Here is a 13,113-nt window from a genome sequence, read left to right on the forward strand (position 1 = left end):
ATTGATTTTAGTTTTCGTAAATATATGGAATTTCAAAAACAACTTTGGCTCCTCCAACAGTTCCTTCTGACGTGAATAGGTTATCGGTTTGCACGACAAAGTCTTTATTTTTAGTATACGAAACCAATCGTTCTTTAGTAATAGTCATCGCCAATGATTTGTGATTAGTGACTTTTTTATCCGTGCCAAACCCTTTGCCGTTATCAGTTACTTCAAAAAACAATTTGTCTTGTTTTAAATAGAAATGAACGTCAATTTTACCGTTTTCTGTGGTATTACTCAATCCGTGTTTAATGGCATTTTCAATAAACGGCTGGGCCAACATTGGTGGTAAGAAAATCGATTCTTTGTCAATTCCTTCTTGCACATCAATGGTAAAGTTGAATTTATTGTCATACAAAAGTTGTTGAATGGAAAGATAATTTTCAATCATTTCAACCTCTTCTTCCAACGAAATATAGTTCTCATTTGAATTTTCAAGAATTTGTCGGGTGAGTTTAGAAAATTTGTCTAAATAATTCACCGCTTCATTGTTTTGTTTATTATTGATTAAACCGCGAATGTTTTGTACTGAATTGAAAATGAAGTGCGGATTCATCTGAGTGATAAGTAGCTTTTGTTTGATTTGGTTTTTCTCCAAAACAGTAATAGCTTGTTTTTGTTTGTTGTTTCGATAATAAAAATAAGCTGCTAACAGAAGTAGTACAAGTACAGCAGAAAGAGCAATGAGCCAATTGTTTTTGATGGCTGCCTTCTTTTCGGCATCCAATTTTAATTTTAATTCCTTTTTATCAAAATTGTACTTGAGTTGTTGCTTTTCCAATTCATTTTTTGATGATTCAACGTTCTTATAACCAACAATTTTGTTGTGAAGTTGATACATCTCCAATGCTTTTTTATAATCGTTTCGCATTTCACTCAATTTAAACAAAAGTTCGCTTCCCACCTCTTGAAGATCGATGCTTTCTGTTTTAATACTCAAATCTAAACCTTTGGTTATATAAAAATAAGCTTGCTCATAGTCCTTTTTTTCAAAATACAGTTGTGCAATGCCGGTATAACCATTGGCTAAACTCTTGTCATCTAAATCACCTTCGAGTGCTTTTTTGTAATACGCCTCAGCTTCATCAAATTTTTGCTCGGCCAATTTTACACTGCCAAGGCGACTCAAAACATAACTAACTTTAAATGAACTGTTTGAATTTTTAGCAATAGCTAAAGCTCTATTTAAATTATCTAATGCTTCGGTATATTTTTTTAGGTTACGATAGGCTACACCAATAATAGAGTACGTCACAAATTTTGTGTTTTCGTTGTTTTCCACGTATTCATTGCTCTTATTTGCTTCACAACAAACAATAACTTTTTTACCATACTCTATTGCTTTTTCATGATCGCCTTGAATAGAATAAAGTCCGGCAAGGTTAGAATAGACCGATCCAATTTCCACAACCGGATTTTCACCGGGATGCTTTTCAAAATAACGAAGAGCCTCAAACAGGTATTCTGCTCCTTTTTCAAAATGTTTAAACTTTGCATACAATCGACCTTTATCCATCACGGAATAGTACATATCGTTATATAATTTTTCCGATTTAAAAAGGGCAATACTTTTGTCTATCGCTGCCAAAGCGGGTATAAGATCTCCTTTGGCTTTGTGCTCTTCCATTAAACTACTGTAGTAATTGGCAAGGCATTGCACGTAGGCCGTACGCACTTCTGGTGAGCTTTTTTTCTTTAGGCATTCCAACGCATAACTCCCTTGCATTCGGTTGAGAATGTAGTGTTTTTCATCTGTCTCGTGATACTTTTGCATCTTTGCAGTTAGTATAGCAAACAGCTTAACAGTGTCATGCACTTTGGGGTTTTTGAGAAGCAATTTTAACGAATCAATCGTTCTATCTTGCGAAAAAAGAGTTGAAGTAAAAAAAAGAATAGTTATCGTTATAACTAATCGTAAAGTTTTATGCATAAAGTTAAATTGAAAGCGTTGTAAAAATTTGGTGGCTAATGTAGGAAATAAAAAAATATGCAAAATAAATTTAACTAGTACTTGGAAAGTAAAAAAACAATTTAACCCTCGAAGAGTTTTGAATCCTTCGAGGGTTAATAAAATCTGCATACAGTAAAAATCGAAAAATTTACTATTTTAAATATAAAAAAAACAAAACCTGTAAATTAGTACTAATTCCCTCTATAGGTAGTATATCCAAAAGCGGATAGAGTAATCGGAACATGGTAATGACTTTTATCTTTAATTTGAAAAACTACTTCAATAAAGGGATAAAAACTTTCCGTTTTACTACTTTTAAAGTAGTCGCTGGTGTAATAAGTTAGTTTATAAATTCCGCGATTATCATTTTCATTCGCTAAGAAATCTGTAATTCTGCCATTGTGGTCTGTTTTTTTCTCATCTACAAAAATCCATTTCTTTGTTTCCTCATTCATTTGCTCCAGCTTAATTGTTACTCCTGTGGCTGGTAAACCTTTTGAAACATCTAAAATATGACTTGATAATTGATGTTTACTATCTTGTGCAGCTGCAAACATCGAAATTAAAATAAACAGAAAAGAGAAGATTGAATTTTTCATAATTTGTTAGTTGTTATAGTTTATACTAATTTATAGTTGTTATACTAAATTCAGGGATAGCTGCTGCTTTGGCAATGATGTCGTCGTTTTCCGGACTCCCTCCGCCTGCAACACCAACGCTTCCTATCAACTTTCCATTATACAAAATGGGACGTCCGCCACTTAAAAGTAAAAGTTCCGGTAAAGTAGCTAGATTTTTAGTATCTAAACTTTGTTCTGCATTTCTCAATAACACCCACGTAGATGTTTTTGTTGATAATGCCGTAAAGGCTTTTCGTCTTGCAGCTTCTGTATTATGCGGACCAACTCCGTCGCCTTGTGCAACCAATATACTATTTCCTGCATCATCCAAAATAGCTATTGAAACACTTTTGTTTAATTCTTTTGCTTTTTGATTGGCACGAATCAACAATTCAAAAGCAGCATGTTGTGTTAATTGAAAAGAAGGTTGAATGTAGGTGTTTTCGGTTTGTTGAGTTGATGTGTCTTTCTCTTTTTTCTGACCATAACCAATGGATGAAAATAGTGCCAATAATAGTAAGAAATAGTTCATAGCTGAAATTTTTCTGCAAAGTTAATGTACAGAAAAAAACTAATTGTTGCTCTAGAGCAACACTTTTATAATTTTGATTTTATTCGGCTAAGTGTAGAAGGTGATAAACCCAAGTAGGAAGCAGCCATTTTATTGGAGACCCGAAGTAGTAATTGTGGTTGATTTTTTATTACCCATTTCACTTTTTCCATGGCATCAAAACCTTGAAAACCGTAGATTCTTTTTTGTGCAACAACAAATCCAAGTTCGAGAATTTCCGTATAAATTTTGGCAAATTCAGGAAATTCATGCACCAATTTATAAAAATCCGACCTGCTCACAAACAACAATTCAGATTTTTCAATAGTTTGCAAAAACTCTTCTGCCGGTTTTTGATCTATAAAACTGGGAAGTGCAGTAACAAAATTTCCCTCATAAGCAAAATACCTCGAAATTTCTTGTCCTTCTTTTGTAAATGTAAATAATCGAACACAACCACTGCTAACAAAATAATAACTATTCGCAATGTCGTGATAAGCAATTAAAATTTCGTTTCGTTTGGTCTGAACAGATTTAAAATGCGAGCAGATATAGTCAATAGAATCTACATCCTTTTTCATTTTACCTTTCAAAAACGTTTTTAATACTGTAAACAAACTAAAAAAATTTAATTAACAAAATCAGTTCAAAGTCAAACGTCAATTTTATAACTTACCCGCTTTAACTGTGTAAATATAAGTAGTATTAAGTAGTCAACTAAAATAAAATTTATAAAAGAACTTGTATGGGTAAACCAAACCCTTTCAAAACAGGTTATGTTCTTACAACTCTTTGCAGTTAAAAAAAGATAGCGTAATCAAAAAAAACATTACCACTACCCATCAATTTCCAAATAATAGTATGATTATGAATAAAATACTCAATTGTGGGGATGTTTTTAATTTATAAATTTAATAAGTTTGAAAATAAATCCAGTCAGCCGAAAAGGGAAGTATAGAGTAGGCATAAAAATCAATGCTATGTTAACAAAAAAATTAAAAAAAGCGGGATATGATTTAATTGAATCTCCCGTTAGAAATCACAAACTTACCCAATTATGGTTAAAAAAAGATTTTGATAAAATTCAGATGTATTATGACCAAATCAGCTTTGCTATGAAAAGTGATGTTGAGTTAACGGTTATAACAAATTCTGCATTAACAGTAAATTCTACCTCAAAAAACGAATACAATTTCAATATTGGTTTAACGGCTCTTGAAGAAATTCTCAAATCGTTGGGTCTTGCAAATTTAAATCTATCGGCCGAAATTAAAAGTGGAAAAAAAGTCTCTATCAGCTACGACAACTCTATAACGAAAGAAATTCAGCTGGGTCAATTAGAACAATATTTATCAAATTATGATTTTTTACATCCCAATATCTTACTCTACAACAACCTAAACAAGAACGATGTAATTATTGTAACCGGCGTTTTGTATGCAAAAAATTTAAAAGTTGAAATTGAAACCGATTTAGAAATTTCTGCAGAAGTAAAAGCAAAATTAACCGACTTGGCAGAAGGCAAAATCGACTTTAGCTCTAGTTCAACCAAAAAATTAGTCATGACTGCCGAAACCGGCGACCACTACCCCATTGCTGTAAAAGCAAGCAGATTAAATTTCAACAAAGGTATTTTTAAAAACCATAAAATGATTACGGATAATAGAGATATGTTTTAATCAAATAGTCACTTTTTAAAATGTACCTTTAAAAAACTTACTGCTAGAGTGAATAGTAAACAAAAGTGCTGAGAAGAGAAAGCTTTAAAAGTGTAAGAGTTCATAGCTACCGGGATTCTTACGCTGTAAGAATGACAAGATTGTCTATTTACATTGTACCGAATAGTAGCTTAAAAAAACAAATTAATAAACTATATACAAATGGGACTATTTTCAGCATTATTAGGCAACGCAGGAGCCGTTAGCCAGGAAGAATTAATAAAAAAATATGGGCAACTCCTCACCGATTCGGAAGAAATTGAATTGGGATTTAAGCTCATTCGAGATACGTTTATCTTCACTAACAAACGGTTGATTTTTGTGGAAGTACAAGGTATAACCGGAAGCAAAACCGAATACAAATCGATTAATTACAAAGCCATCACACGATTTAGCATAGAAACAGCAGGAACATTTGACTTGGAAGCAGAATTAAAAATTTGGATTTCAAGTGAAGTTCAACCCAGCATTCGAAAACAGTTTAACAAATCGGTCAATGTGTATGATGTACAGAAGGTGCTGGCTCATCATGTGTTGAAATAAACCCGCGAAAGGTTAGAAACCCTTCGAGGGTTGAAAAAATCTTAAAAAATTTTAAATAAATTATGCGTTACGTCATCGCTTTCTTCCTCCCTTGGCTTTCCTTGCTTTTACAAGGAAAAATACTTTCGGGTATTATTTGTTTACTTCTTCAAATCACGATTATCGGTTGGATACCTGCCGTGATTTGGGCTTTTACGGCATTAAATCGGATGTATGCGGATAGGAGAACGAATAAAATTATTAAGGAGATGAAGCGGAATTAAAAAAGAACAGTAAAATTACAAAGTTTGAAATACATGCCTCGAATTTGGCACTCACCAATCCGTGAACATCTGCTTTCGCAAAGCGAATCAAAAATCTGCGTCAATCCTCTTAATCCGTTCAGATGCAATCGGAATATCCGTGTTAGATTCATTAAGCAGTCATGACAGAAGTGCTATAAAATAAAAAACCCCAGCGTTAACTGAGGTTTCCTTTGTAGCGGGAACAGGACTCGAACCTGTGACCTTCGGGTTATGAGCTAATTTTCCTACTTTTAAAAACTGCCTTTTTAACCCGCTAAAACGTTGACTTTATTTAAAATCGTGTACGGAATTGTGTACGATTAATATTCATTTTAACTGGTACTAAGGTAGTTTTTTTTGGTAGTAAAACGGCGTTTATTTCGGATATTTTTTAATGCTATTTTTTTAAATTTTTCTGATCAAAAAATAATATTGGTGTAAATTAAATTTTATTATTTTAGTAGAACTATAGCTACTTCTTTAGAGTTGGTTTATATTATAAAAAAACAACTATCTTTAAGTTATCGGCAAGTTAAAAATACTAACAGTAAAAGACAGATTAAAACATGAAACTGATTTTTAAATTAATTATTCTAACTTGTTGTATTTATAATTCTACCCTACTACATCCTATAAAAAAGCAAAGGTTTCTTTTACTATTTTCGCTTTTTAGCTTTCTCACTTATGCTAATGACGGAGCATTTTTTGCAAAAGGAAATCAATTGATTCCTATATTTGAAACCAACATAAGTGTAAAAAAAGAAATCTTGACCGTCAAAAAAGTTCGTAATCAATTTATTGAAGTATCCGTTTATTATGAATTTTTCAATCCAAAAGAAGCCAAAACAATAACCGTGGGTTTTGAAGCTTTTTCACCGGAGGGTGATGCAGACGGAACGCCTAAAAATGGAAAGCATCCTTACATGCGGGATTTTACAGTAGAGGTAAACAACAGCATTTTAAAGTACAATGTGGCGTATGTTGCGGATTCATTATACGCTAAAAGCGGAAAAATAAAGTCGTTGGATTTGGCAATTTTAGATGAAAATCAAAATATTAACGATGTCAATTTTTATTATGTCTATCATTTTGAAACCCATTTTAAAAAAGGATTGAATATCATCAAACACACCTATAACTTCAACATATCCCGTTCTGTAGAATATAACTACAACTTTGAATATGTTTTAACCGCAGCCAATCGTTGGGCAAATAATCAAATTGATGATTTTACGCTAATTATTGACATGGGTGAATTTGAGACATTTTCAATTCCGAAATCCTTCTTTAAAACTACTGATGATTGGTTAATTAACGGCATCGGAAAAGTGGAAAACATCAAAGAAAATCAAAATACTTTGTTTGAAAAAGGTGCTTTAAAATTTCATTTACAAAAAGGTACACTTATTTTTCAAAAAAAGAATTTTAAAATTGAGGGCGAGTTGTTTCTCTTTGCTCAAAATTATTTTGGTTTTCAAAATTTTAGCTACCTCCCATTTTCCTATTTTCAAGATGATAAAATCAATTCACCGGAAAATGATTTCCATCGAAGAGTTTTGAAAAATTTACCTTTCGCAAGACGTGGTTATATTTTTCAAAACCAAGAACTGAACCATTATTTCCAAAAAATGGATTGGTACATATCCAATCCCAATTACATACCGGAAGTAGAAATGCTATCTGAAAATGAAAAAAAGTGGATAGAAAAATGGAAATAAAAAACGATAATTTTATGAAACACGTTCTATTTACAATTATAACTTTACTATTTATAAGTTGTTCAACAAAAGATAATGACAAGATGGGATTATTTGACAAAATATTTGGACGAAACAAAAAAGCACCACAAGAATCCGAAAAGTTTAAGATGGTAAATCCAAATGACCTTTGGTTTACTTTACCAACAATTTCAAACGAATTTCCTCAAACTTCACCAAAAACAAAGGATACGGAGTTTGACATTTATATTCATGAAGACGATTACCGACAAAATGAATTTTTAAATGGTAGTGCTTTATCTGCTATACAACTCGAGTTTAAAGAGATAAAAGAAATTTGGGATAATCATAGTAAAAAGGCTGAGGATTATACATTATTCAAAAATTGTCACGTTAGAAAAACAATCGGTTTGCCTAATTTGACAGTCAATTTTAACGAATTGAAAACGCTACTGAAATTCAATTCGGTTGGACAAGTGATTATAGATGGGAATGCACTTGTAAAGGGTTTTGCATTTAAAACAGAAAATACTACTTACTTTGGGACACTAAAAGACGATCAAGTAATTGAACTTTGTATTGCTAAGTGGAACGAAGCTACGAAAAACGAAATTTTAAAAATAAATAAAACCTTTAATTTAGTGTTTGTTAATTGGTATCATTACGAAATAATAAAAAATGATTAACGACAAACAAGTGGTTGAAATAAGTAAGTTGGAGTTTAATATATCTTAATTTTTTAAAAAGAGAGTTATGCAAATACATGTTGTTTTAATTTTTTCCATTATTGTATACTCTTGTTTTCCTCAATTAAGTTTGGCACAAAGTCAAAATAAATCAGAACAGAGTAAGACAAATAGTAACTCGAAAGCGTCGATAGACTCTTTTTATTTAGAAAAACAAGCATATAAAAAACTTGGCCAATTAGTTTTGAATTCTGATTATCAAAAATCATTTAACAGTTTTATTGACACAATGAATAACTATTCAGGAAGTGATTTATATTATACAAATTTGAATTTTATACTCGAATTTATTGAGAAAAACAACATCCCTTTTCTAATCAGAAAAAATAAAAATAATAGCTTTTTTGATAGTACACTTGAAGTAACTGAACTAATGAATAAAAATTTCAACATACAAGTAGATCTTTCATCTGCTTCAGAAAAGTATCAATGGAATGATTTCAACTGCACAATTGAAAGCGATAAACTATTAAGGAACTATGGTTTTCAATATGGCTTTGTTGATACAGAAAGTGATGAAAATATTATTTTAATTCACAAAGTTTCAGATGAAAAAACTGTCCGTACTCTCGTAAAAGAAATAGGATACAATTATTTTATAGCAGATGAATAAAATCTCTGAAAAAATGCACTTTAAAAAATATGTAGTATTGAAATACAAGCAGTAACACTATTTTTTTTATTTTAGTAAAATGATAGGACATTGGAAAGGTTATTATAAGTTTGAGAAAGAGCGAATTCAAAAGATGATAGGTTTTGAAAAGACCTATTTTGAAATTACCATTGAAAAATTTGACGGAGTCAACTTTAGTGGTAGAGTGAATGATGATATTGCCACCGGAGGAATGGAAGAAACCGGTAAAATTATCGGTAAAATTGAAAAGAATAAAATTTCATTCCAAAAGTTAATGCCTATAAATGATCAAATTAATCTGAAAGGAGAAAGAATAAAAACAAATAAAAAACATCCAACCTTATATTATTTTGGCACATTTTCCGAAAATAAAACCACAATTGTTGGCACTTGGAAATTCAAACGAAGAATTGAATTTATCTTTGGAATAATTCCAATACTATTCAATCCCGGAAATGGATTTTGGGAAATGAATTTTAGTAGTGAAAAGAGATTTTAAAAAAGTTAATAAACATGGGTTGGAACACATCATTAATTATAATCGAAAACAAAGAAAATTTCTCAAATGAAAATGAACTTTTAGAACTATTGGGCTTCATCAATTATGAACAAATTGAAAATACTACGTTTGATGAAATTTTAAACCCTAAAAACAACCAGATTGGCATAGGCTATTATAACGGAAATATTATCATTTGTGACGGCTATAAATTAACAACAAAAGCTATTGAAGAGGCTAAAAACTTGAATTTAGCAGCCTACGAAAAAAAGTTAGTCAACCAATTTCCAACAGCAGAAATTGTAACGGTAAGTTGTGTGAGTTCAGTGAATTTTCAAGGCTATTCCTTAATTCAAAACGGCGAAAAAAAACGACTGAAATACGTAGCCGAGGATACTAAGCAGGAATTCGGTCAACGATTTGAAGAAGAAATTGAAATCTATCAAAACGCCTACGAAGAAAACGGAAAATTGTATTGGAAAGATGAAGAGGATGAGGATGAAGTCTATTTTGAAGACCAACTCATGGAAGATTTTACTTTTAAAATCGCCAAACGACGATTAGGCGTTCAAATAGATACGGAAGAAGCAGACGATTTGTTTGAAAAAACTACATTCCACGTATATCAGCCAGCTCATCAAAAAAAGTCAATAAACCAACCAACAAAAACATCAGACTTTAAATGGAAAAAATATATACTAATAGCAGCAATACTGATTATAATTAGAATAGTGTTGAAACTCCTGTAAATGTAAAACTGATTTAACAAAAATACCCTATTTGTTGAGCTGATAACCTATTTAAAACAATAGAACAATGAATAAAATTTTAATTGTACTTGCTTTTTTAATTACTTTCCTGAGTAGTACAGCTCAAGAGAAGTATAAAAAAAGTGCATCAAAAGTGGTATTACAAAAATGGACTACAGAGGATTGTGATAACACATACGATCCCTACCGATTAGTCAACAGAATTACTCATTTTGAGTCTAATAATGGAATTACCTCCATTACCGTGAATTTTTCAGATAATTGTTGCATTTCATTTAGACCGGAAATAGCCTTTCAAAATAATAAATTAATGCTCCTTCCTTATAAAGAACTTAACGGTGAACTTTGCACTTGTAATTGCTGCTTCTCTATTAACTATGAAATTACAGGATTGGTAACCGAAAATTTTGAAGTGTATTTTAATAATGAAAAAATAGAACTTTCAGATGACCACTACTCAACAGTAGAACCTAGAAGTGAATTATATAAAGGAGAAACAATAAACAAGCTAAATAAATATGGCTTTGAAGAAGGAATTTGGATTGAATTCTATGAAAACGGCAATCAAAAAAGTGTAAAAAAATATCCCGAAAGTTCATTATATTTTGAACCAATACCCCACCTATATGAAAGATTTTATGAATCGGGAGCATTAAAGTTTAAACACAAAAACGACACAATAGCTGCGTGGTTTGAAGACGGAGAACTTGAGTCTGAAATCACCATTTTTTCCAAAGGAGATACGGTTTTTGAAAAAAATATAAAAAAACACGACAATCGAAAAATTCAGCAAAGATATTTAGAGAGAAGGTATCCAATAGTCCAACGAAGTGAATTTAACCCTTCATTTCAAGATACTATATCCACTCGCGATTATCTTTATAAAGAGGAATATTTTGAGGATGGTAGACCAAAATACATTCAACAAAAAGACACTAGTTATACGTGGTTTGAAAATGGAAAGATAAAATTTAAAAGCTACAGTTCCGGCAATATGAGATACAACGAAGAAGGTCTTTTAGTTGAAAAATCATTTAATTGGAAAGTTCCCGGAACAAAAACTAGCGGTGATTTAACCCAATACCTCTATGTGGAATATAATGCAAATGGAAATATTGAAAAAATACTTTTTATCAGAGATGAATATGATGAAATCTTTCAAGGATTTTCACCTAATGTCCGTTATCATTGGAAATGGAATACAAAGTTTCAACTAATAGAATCGCCAAAAAAATGGAAAGAAGCATTACCATGGAAAAAAATAAATGAAATAAATCAGCTCCTTTCAAAGTATGAATTAGATTAAACAGTAAATATTTCACATAAAAAAACCTTAAATCAATACAACCCCACCTCCCTAATAAAACACATCATCTTAACAAATGCAATCGCCTCTTCATCAGTGGGGTTGTTACTAAAATTACAAAATTTTCAAAACTTCGCATAGGAGGTGCTCGCATTCAATTTGAAAAAGCTATTCTAATCTTTCCAACATATTCATTACAATTTAGTAATAAAACTACTGTACAAATCTTTAAATTGAAATCCCTCTGTCAAACGCTCCTTGCTTAATTTATTGTATTCTACTAAACCCCATAAAATTAATTCCTTTAAAAAATACTTGTCTTCAATAGGAAAAGAAGGTTGGTACCGCTGAATTAAATCTTCCAAGGGTTGAATCTTATCCAATTGTTTTTGATACACGTCATCGGGGGCATCATCAAGTAATTCAAAACCGGTTTCAGCAAAAAACCATTCGAGTACTTTCGCATACGGACTCGCATCAGCATCGCGTTCGAGTTTTTCTATTTTAGGAAAAAAAGCGGGAAAGAAAGTGCGGATGGAATCAGTAATAAGGTGTTGTGCCACAACAGCAGCCCCTTCTTGCTCGCCTTCATACACTAATTCTACTTTTCCGGTAATAGCCGGAATAATGCCCATAAAATCAGACAAACGAACCACTGTTTGGTCGTTGCCGGAAAGTAGTGCTCGTCGCTCTGCCGTACTAATTAAATTTTCATAAGCCGTGATACTCATCCGGGCACTCACGCCACTCTTGGCATCAATAAATTCACTTTCACGAGCTTCAAAACTAATTTGTTCCAATAAATCTTTAGCGATGGAGGGAACATAAACCGCATCTGTTTGTGTGGTATTTAATTTGGCCTCTTGCTGTGTGATATTCCGAGCAACCGCCAGCGTTTCGGGGTAATGTGTCAATATTTGCGAACCAATACGGTCTTTTAGCGGAGTGACGATACTTCCTCGATTGGTGTAATCTTCCGGATTGGCAGTAAAGACAAATTGCATATCCAATGGCATGCGGACTTTGAATCCGCGAATTTGAATGTCACCTTCTTGTAATATATTGAACAACGCCACTTGAATTCGAGCCTGCAAATCGGGCAATTCGTTAATCACAAAAATGCAACGATTAGCCCGGGGAATCATTCCAAAATGGATCACGCGATCATCAGCATAGGAAAGCTTTAAATTAGCTGCTTTGATTGGGTCAACATCGCCAATTAAATCAGCTACGGTAACATCCGGAGTGGCCAATTTCTCTGCAAAACGCTCACTTCGATGCAACCACGCTATTGGTGTAGCATCCCCTTTCTCCGCCAGCAAAGTAGTAGCATAACGTGAAATGGGGTTTAACGGATCATCATTAATTTCTGAACCGGCTACAATAGGAATATATTCGTCTAATAATTCAATCATTTTACGAGCCAATCGTGTTTTGGCCTGACCGCGAAGACCTAATAAGTTGATGTTGTGTCGCGATAAAATGGCACGCTCTAATTCGGGTATAACGGTATTTTCAAATCCATGCACACCTTCAAAAACAGGAACTCCGGCTTTAATTTTGTCTCGTAAGTTATCACGCAATTCGTCTTTGATGCTTTTGGATATATATCCGGATGCTTTTAATTCAGCTAATGTTTGTATGTTTTTCATTTTTTTTCTGTTGTCGGTTGGCTGTTGTCTGTTATCGGTTGTCGGTTATCTGTTGTCGGTTGTCTGCAGTTAGTAGTAGT

Annotated in this window: 14 protein-coding genes; 9 read left to right on the forward strand and 5 right to left on the reverse strand. The window is 32.4% G+C overall.

Annotation, left to right across the window (positions count from 1 at the left end; translation table 11 throughout):
- Window positions 1-7 precede the first annotated feature (7 nt).
- From AC23MC_RS00380 to AC23MC_RS00395, 4 genes are all read right to left on the reverse strand, one after another.
- Complete coding sequence (locus tag AC23MC_RS00380; protein WP_487566530.1) at window positions 8-1,816, reverse strand: tetratricopeptide repeat-containing sensor histidine kinase; 1,809 nt, start codon at window positions 1,814-1,816, stop codon at window positions 8-10.
- Between the two features lie 368 nt (window positions 1,817-2,184).
- A complete protein-coding gene (uraH, locus tag AC23MC_RS00385; protein WP_487566529.1) occupies window positions 2,185-2,592 on the reverse strand; it encodes a hydroxyisourate hydrolase in 408 nt (135 codons plus the stop codon).
- A 25-nt stretch (window positions 2,593-2,617) separates the two neighbouring features.
- Entirely contained in the window at window positions 2,618-3,145 is a 528-nt protein-coding gene (locus AC23MC_RS00390) for a heme-binding protein (protein WP_487566528.1), read from the reverse strand.
- A 65-nt stretch (window positions 3,146-3,210) separates the two neighbouring features.
- Window positions 3,211-3,744 (reverse strand): Crp/Fnr family transcriptional regulator, encoded by a 534-nt coding sequence (locus tag AC23MC_RS00395; RefSeq protein WP_487570617.1) that lies wholly within the window; start codon window positions 3,742-3,744, stop codon window positions 3,211-3,213.
- Between the two features lie 399 nt (window positions 3,745-4,143).
- Between AC23MC_RS00395 and AC23MC_RS00400 the strand changes: the two genes are divergently transcribed.
- The 9 genes from AC23MC_RS00400 to AC23MC_RS00440 all read left to right on the forward strand — a co-directional run bounded on the left by AC23MC_RS00400 (window position 4,144) and on the right by AC23MC_RS00440 (window position 11,381).
- Window positions 4,144-4,842, forward strand: a complete 699-nt coding sequence (locus AC23MC_RS00400; RefSeq protein ID WP_487566526.1) for a gasdermin — start codon at window positions 4,144-4,146, stop codon at window positions 4,840-4,842.
- Window positions 4,843-5,043: 201 nt separating this feature from the next.
- Window positions 5,044-5,424: a PH domain-containing protein gene (locus AC23MC_RS00405; RefSeq protein ID WP_487566525.1), complete on the forward strand. Its 381-nt coding sequence runs from the start codon at window positions 5,044-5,046 to the stop codon at window positions 5,422-5,424.
- 62 nt (window positions 5,425-5,486) lie between these two features.
- Window positions 5,487-5,687 carry a YqaE/Pmp3 family membrane protein gene (locus AC23MC_RS00410; protein ID WP_487566524.1) on the forward strand — a complete coding sequence of 67 codons (201 nt, stop codon included), beginning with the start codon at window positions 5,487-5,489 and terminating at the stop codon, window positions 5,685-5,687.
- 587 nt (window positions 5,688-6,274) lie between these two features.
- Entirely contained in the window at window positions 6,275-7,426 is a 1,152-nt protein-coding gene (locus tag AC23MC_RS00415; RefSeq protein WP_487566523.1) for a YARHG domain-containing protein, read from the forward strand.
- 14 nt (window positions 7,427-7,440) lie between these two features.
- Window positions 7,441-8,112 carry a hypothetical protein gene (locus AC23MC_RS00420; RefSeq protein WP_487566522.1) on the forward strand — a complete coding sequence of 224 codons (672 nt, stop codon included), beginning with the start codon at window positions 7,441-7,443 and terminating at the stop codon, window positions 8,110-8,112.
- Window positions 8,113-8,179: 67 nt separating this feature from the next.
- Complete coding sequence (locus tag AC23MC_RS00425; protein ID WP_487566521.1) at window positions 8,180-8,785, forward strand: hypothetical protein; 606 nt, start codon at window positions 8,180-8,182, stop codon at window positions 8,783-8,785.
- 79 nt (window positions 8,786-8,864) lie between these two features.
- Window positions 8,865-9,305 (forward strand): hypothetical protein, encoded by a 441-nt coding sequence (locus tag AC23MC_RS00430; RefSeq protein ID WP_487566520.1) that lies wholly within the window; start codon window positions 8,865-8,867, stop codon window positions 9,303-9,305.
- Between the two features lie 14 nt (window positions 9,306-9,319).
- Window positions 9,320-10,054 (forward strand): hypothetical protein, encoded by a 735-nt coding sequence (locus AC23MC_RS00435; protein ID WP_487566519.1) that lies wholly within the window; start codon window positions 9,320-9,322, stop codon window positions 10,052-10,054.
- Window positions 10,055-10,121: 67 nt separating this feature from the next.
- Window positions 10,122-11,381 carry a hypothetical protein gene (locus tag AC23MC_RS00440; protein WP_487566518.1) on the forward strand — a complete coding sequence of 420 codons (1,260 nt, stop codon included), beginning with the start codon at window positions 10,122-10,124 and terminating at the stop codon, window positions 11,379-11,381.
- 194 nt (window positions 11,382-11,575) lie between these two features.
- On the opposite strand, the gene AC23MC_RS00445 is transcribed toward AC23MC_RS00440, so the two are convergent.
- Window positions 11,576-13,033, reverse strand: coding sequence for a magnesium chelatase (locus AC23MC_RS00445; protein WP_487566517.1), 1,458 nt, complete (start codon window positions 13,031-13,033; stop codon window positions 11,576-11,578).
- Window positions 13,034-13,113: the final 80 nt, after the last annotated feature.

It is taken from the genome of Flavobacterium sp. T50_26, assembly GCF_057652995.1.

Coding starts and splice junctions, on each gene's coding strand:
- AC23MC_RS00440 (WP_487566518.1), top strand. CDS start 10,122: ATGAATAAAATTTTAATTGTACTTGCTTTTTTAATTACTTTCCTGAGT.
- AC23MC_RS00435 (WP_487566519.1), top strand. CDS start 9,320: ATGGGTTGGAACACATCATTAATTATAATCGAAAACAAAGAAAATTTC.
- AC23MC_RS00415 (WP_487566523.1), top strand. CDS start 6,275: ATGAAACTGATTTTTAAATTAATTATTCTAACTTGTTGTATTTATAAT.
- AC23MC_RS00425 (WP_487566521.1), top strand. CDS start 8,180: ATGCAAATACATGTTGTTTTAATTTTTTCCATTATTGTATACTCTTGT.
- AC23MC_RS00400 (WP_487566526.1), top strand. CDS start 4,144: ATGTTAACAAAAAAATTAAAAAAAGCGGGATATGATTTAATTGAATCT.
- uraH (WP_487566529.1), bottom strand. CDS start 2,592: ATGAAAAATTCAATCTTCTCTTTTCTGTTTATTTTAATTTCGATGTTT.
- AC23MC_RS00430 (WP_487566520.1), top strand. CDS start 8,865: ATGATAGGACATTGGAAAGGTTATTATAAGTTTGAGAAAGAGCGAATT.
- AC23MC_RS00390 (WP_487566528.1), bottom strand. CDS start 3,145: ATGAACTATTTCTTACTATTATTGGCACTATTTTCATCCATTGGTTAT.
- AC23MC_RS00420 (WP_487566522.1), top strand. CDS start 7,441: ATGAAACACGTTCTATTTACAATTATAACTTTACTATTTATAAGTTGT.
- AC23MC_RS00410 (WP_487566524.1), top strand. CDS start 5,487: ATGCGTTACGTCATCGCTTTCTTCCTCCCTTGGCTTTCCTTGCTTTTA.
- AC23MC_RS00445 (WP_487566517.1), bottom strand. CDS start 13,033: ATGAAAAACATACAAACATTAGCTGAATTAAAAGCATCCGGATATATA.
- AC23MC_RS00380 (WP_487566530.1), bottom strand. CDS start 1,816: ATGCAAAAGTATCACGAGACAGATGAAAAACACTACATTCTCAACCGA.
- AC23MC_RS00405 (WP_487566525.1), top strand. CDS start 5,044: ATGGGACTATTTTCAGCATTATTAGGCAACGCAGGAGCCGTTAGCCAG.
- AC23MC_RS00395 (WP_487570617.1), bottom strand. CDS start 3,744: ATGAAAAAGGATGTAGATTCTATTGACTATATCTGCTCGCATTTTAAA.